The following is a 4,029-nucleotide window of genomic DNA, read 5'->3' as shown; positions in this document are numbered from 1 at the left end:
AAATCTCCTGCGTGATCTTATAGAGTAAACCCATGCACTACGGATGGTGCGGCTGGGGCGGCCGATCAGCACGATCCCGCCAAATCAGGGCGGGGCGCGGCATTTTGCAGGCGAACTTTGTGCCCTTCAAGGGATTATGACGGGTGACGGAAAATTAACTACAAGTCACCCCGTGACCGAATGTCGCAACCAACCGGCTCGATCCCTTGCAGACCGTGCTTTTCAAGGATTCTGGCCGAAATTGAAGAATTTACACATCGGCCGTATGAATGATGCGGCATCGCCTCGAAATAGTGGCGCAAAGCCGCGTCATCAGGCGCTTGTGGGACGTTTGTACGACTTTTCGATACAGTTTGCTGCTATGCGACAAATACGTACATCTGTAGTGCTTTCATTTTGCTGACTACGGGGTCAGGTAATCATGGGGAGCCTTTATCCCTCTAGGCTGTAGCTGTGCGCCTGATTTACCAGCCAGTCACGAAATGCCCTTAAAGACGCGGATTCGACCTTTCGCTCAGGAATCATCAGGTAGTAAGCCTTGATGCTGGACAGTGCTTGCGGGTTGGCGATCACCAGGCGTTTCTCTTTCAGCTCCCTTTGAATCAGGAACGGCGGAATCAGGGCAATGCCCATGTCGTGCATGGCGGCCTGGGCGAGCATGGAGAATAGCTCGTAGCGGGGGCCTGTCATGTCTCTCGGGACATTCAGGTGCTGGGAGTCGAACCATTGGCGCCAGGCATAGGGGCGGGTGGTCTGTTGCAGGAGAGGTAAGTCGGCGATTTCGCCGGGCGTCAGACCGGTCTTGTTTCCGAGCAGGTTGGGGCTGCAAACGGGCATCGGATTTTCACCCATCAGCCTGTGGGACTCAGTACCCGACCAATCCGCGTCACCGAAGTAGATGGCGGCATCGAAATCCGTGTCGGCGAACAGGAACGGCCGCGTGCGGTTGGTCAGGTTGACCGTCACTTCCGGGTGCTTTTGCTGGAAGTCCTTGAGGCGCGGCAGCAGCCATTGGGTGCCGAAGGTCGGAACTACGGCCAGTTCGATCACGTTGGTGCCCTGCTGGCCCATCACGGACAAGGTATCGCGCTCAACCGCATCGAGCTGAGTGGCCACTCGACGGCTGTAGGAGAGTCCGGCTTCCGTCAGCTTGACCCCGCGCCGCGAGCGTCGGAACAGTTCCACGCTGAGGAACTCTTCAAGGCTGGCGATTTGTCGGCAAATCGCCCCTTGGGTCAGCGAAAGTTCCTGGGCGGCCTTGGTGAAGCTCTCGTGGCGCGCCGCGGCCTCGAAGCTGATCAGGGCGGTGGTGCTGGGTATCTTTCTGCGCATGTACGTCAACCTCACTAATACATCGCATAAAGGCTCTTTCGCGACGTTTCGGAGTGAGAAATTAGCACAACAGTATGCAAAATCCTCGTTTGCCGTAGCGCCGATCCGGGCCTAGGATCGGTCCACGTTATTTGACCCGATTCGAGAGGACACACTCATGGGCGGTAAAGCTAGCTTCAACTGGATCGATCCCCTGCTGCTGGATCAACAGCTCACTGAAGAAGAACGCATGATTCGCGACACGGCTGCGCAATTCGCTCAGCAAAGCCTTGCGCCGCGCATCCTCGAAGCTTTCCGTCATGAGAAGACCGATCCGGCGATCTTCCGCGAAATGGGCGAAATCGGCCTGTTGGGTGCAACCATCCCCGAGCAGTACGGTGGCAGCGGCCTGAACTATGTCAGCTACGGCCTGATCGCCCGTGAAGTCGAGCGCATCGACTCCGGCTATCGCTCGATGATGAGCGTGCAGTCCTCGCTGGTGATGGTGCCAATCAATGAATTCGGTACCGAAGCGCAGAAGCAGAAGTACCTGCCGAAACTGGCGTCGGGCGAATGGATCGGCTGCTTCGGTCTGACCGAGCCAAACCACGGCTCCGACCCGGGCGCGATGATCAGTCGTGCGCGCAAAGTGGAAGGCGGCTACAGCCTCACCGGCAGCAAGATGTGGATCACCAACAGCCCGATCGCCGATGTGTTCGTGGTCTGGGCCAAGGACGATGCCGGCGACATCCGCGGTTTCGTTCTGGAGAAAGGCTGGAAAGGCCTGAGCGCTCCGGCGATTCACGGCAAGGTGGGCCTGCGGGCATCGATCACCGGTGAGATCGTGATGGACAACGTATTCGTTCCGGAAGAGAACATCTTCCCGGATGTCCGTGGCCTGAAAGGTCCTTTCACTTGCCTCAACTCGGCACGTTACGGCATCTCCTGGGGTGCGCTGGGTGCGGCCGAGTTCTGCTGGCACACCGCTCGCCAATACACCCTGGATCGCCAACAGTTCGGTCGCCCGCTGGCCGCCACTCAGTTGATCCAGAAGAAACTGGCCGACATGCAGACTGAAATCACCATGGCGCTGCAAGGTTGCCTGCGTCTGGGTCGTATGAAGGACGAAGGGACCGCGGCAGTCGAAATCACTTCGATGATGAAGCGCAACTCTTGCGGCAAGTCCCTGGACATCGCGCGCATGGCTCGCGATATGTTGGGCGGGAACGGCATCTCCGATGAATTCGGTGTTGCGCGTCATCTGGTTAACCTGGAAGTGGTGAACACCTATGAAGGTACGCACGACGTCCATGCACTGATCCTCGGTCGTGCGCAAACCGGCCTCCAGGCGTTCTATTAAGGAGAACGTCCATGGGCGCGCTATCGCATCTACGGGTACTGGATTTATCGCGGGTGCTGGCCGGGCCTTGGGCCGGGCAAATCCTGGCCGACCTTGGCGCCGAAGTGATCAAGGTCGAGCGTCCGGGTAACGGCGATGACACGCGCGCCTGGGGACCACCGTTCCTTAAAGACGCTTATGGCGAGAACACCAGCGAGGCCGCGTATTACTTGTCGGCCAATCGCAACAAGCAATCGGTCACCATCGACTTCACTCGCCCTGAAGGGCAGAAGCTGGTGCGTGAACTGGCGGCCAAGTCGGACATCCTGATCGAGAACTTCAAGGTCGGCGGTCTGGCGGCTTATGGTCTGGACTATGAGTCGCTGAAGGCGATCAATCCGGATCTGATCTATTGCTCGATCACCGGGTTCGGCCAGACCGGTCCTTACGCCAAGCGTGCGGGTTATGACTTCATGATCCAGGGGCTGGGCGGTCTCATGAGCCTGACGGGGCGACCTGAAGGCGAAGAGGGTGCGGGGCCGGTGAAGGTTGGCGTGGCGCTGACGGACATCCTGACCGGGCTGTATTCGACTGTCGCAATCCTGGCTGCGCTTGCGCATCGGGATCACGACGGCGGTGGTCAGCATATCGATATGGCTCTGCTGGATGTGCAGGTGGCTTGTCTGGCCAACCAGGCAATGAACTACCTGACGACAGGCAATGCGCCTAAACGCTTGGGTAATGCTCACCCGAACATCGTGCCCTATCAGGATTTTCCTACGGCGGATGGCGATTTCATCCTTACCGTCGGGAACGATGGGCAGTTCCGCAAGTTCGCGGAAGTGGCCGGGCAGCCGCAGTGGGCGGACGATCCGCGTTTTGCGACCAACAAGCTGCGGGTGGCAAACAGGGCGGTACTGATTCCGCTGATCCGTCAGGCGACGGTGTTCAAGACTACCGCTGAATGGGTGGTGCAGTTGGAGCAGGCTGGTGTGCCCTGCGGGCCTATCAATGACTTGGAGCAGATGTTTGCTGATCCTCAGGTGAAGGCGCGCGGGTTGGCTATCGAGCTGCCGCATGCGCTGGCCGGGATGGTGCCTCAGGTGGCGAGCCCGATTCGACTGTCGGAAACGCCGGTGGAGTACCGTTTTGCACCTCCTCTGCTGGGTGAGCACACGCTGGAAGTTTTGCAGCGGGTGTTGGGCCTGGATGCCGGGGCGGTGTCCGCATTCAAGGCTTCGGGCGTTCTCTGATAGGTCTCTTCTATATAGAGGGGTGTTTCGGCTCCTCTGTATAGGCTTTCTTTGGGTGGTTTTGCTGCTTTCTGCAGCTTGTTGATAGAAAACCTAAATCAGTGCTTGACGGCAGATTCCAGGTGT

General features: G+C 58.5%; 3 protein-coding genes. 2 read left to right on the top strand and 1 reads right to left on the bottom strand.

Going from position 1 to position 4,029, the window contains the following annotated elements; all coding sequences use genetic code 11:
* Window positions 1-432: 432 nt before the first annotated feature.
* The gene (locus VC35_RS28010) at window positions 433-1,332 is read right to left on the bottom strand and encodes a LysR family transcriptional regulator (protein ID WP_008053123.1); all 900 of its coding nucleotides are present in this window, start codon (window positions 1,330-1,332) and stop codon (window positions 433-435) included.
* A 157-nt stretch (window positions 1,333-1,489) separates the two neighbouring features.
* Here VC35_RS28010 and VC35_RS28005 point away from each other — a divergent pair, with 157 nt between their 5' ends.
* On the top strand, window positions 1,490-2,671 hold the full coding sequence (locus VC35_RS28005; protein WP_046043971.1) for an acyl-CoA dehydrogenase: 1,182 nt from the start codon (window positions 1,490-1,492) through the stop codon (window positions 2,669-2,671).
* 11 nt (window positions 2,672-2,682) lie between these two features.
* Window positions 2,683-3,903, top strand: a complete 1,221-nt coding sequence (locus VC35_RS28000) for a CaiB/BaiF CoA transferase family protein (RefSeq protein ID WP_046043970.1) — start codon at window positions 2,683-2,685, stop codon at window positions 3,901-3,903.
* Window positions 3,904-4,029 lie beyond the last annotated feature (126 nt).

The sequence above is a fragment of the Pseudomonas fluorescens genome, from assembly GCF_000967965.1.
GTDB classification, from domain to species: Bacteria; Pseudomonadota; Gammaproteobacteria; order Pseudomonadales; family Pseudomonadaceae; genus Aquipseudomonas; species Aquipseudomonas grandcourensis.
Note: the sequence above shows the minus strand (reverse complement) of the source record. Positions and strands in the feature narration are given on the sequence as shown.

What these genes read in the sequence shown, in the direction of transcription:
- VC35_RS28010 (WP_008053123.1), bottom strand. Translation starts at nt 1,332, where the DNA reads ATGCGCAGAAAGATACCCAGCACCACCGCCCTGATCAGCTTCGAGGCC.
- VC35_RS28005 (WP_046043971.1), top strand. Translation starts at nt 1,490, where the DNA reads ATGGGCGGTAAAGCTAGCTTCAACTGGATCGATCCCCTGCTGCTGGAT.
- VC35_RS28000 (WP_046043970.1), top strand. Translation starts at nt 2,683, where the DNA reads ATGGGCGCGCTATCGCATCTACGGGTACTGGATTTATCGCGGGTGCTG.